Annotated in this window: 1 protein-coding gene; it reads right to left on the bottom strand. The window is 67.2% G+C overall.

Annotation, left to right across the window (positions count from 1 at the left end):
• A partial coding sequence (locus PA598K_RS24400) for an adenosylcobinamide-GDP ribazoletransferase (protein WP_148091983.1) occupies window positions 1-345 on the bottom strand: 345 nt, incomplete at both ends.

Here is a 345-nt window from a genome sequence, read left to right as displayed (position 1 = left end):
TGCCTCCATCGGCTCGAGCCCGCGGCCAGCCGATGACGGCAACGCTCATCCACCAGCGGCTCCAGAGCGGAATGATGGCCAGCCACATAAGCGCCTCGCTCATGGGTCGGAGCGCGAGCAGGCTTGCCAACAAGCTGAGCTTGAACATGAGCAGCAGCGTGCCGGCGATCACACCCATCGCGCCGACCCGGCTGTCCCGCATAATCTCCAGCATCCGCTCGCGACTGCGATGGCTCAGTACGCCGTCTGCCGTGTCCATCCAGCCGTCGAGGTGAAGCCCGCCTGTCAGCGCAGCCCAAGCGATCAGCACGAGCACGGCTGCCGGCAGCGTCGGCAGCAGCGCGG

The organism is Paenibacillus sp. 598K (genome assembly GCF_003851045.1).
Lineage (GTDB): Bacteria > Bacillota > Bacilli > Paenibacillales > Paenibacillaceae > Paenibacillus_D.
Note: the sequence above shows the minus strand (reverse complement) of the source record. Positions and strands in the feature narration are given on the sequence as shown.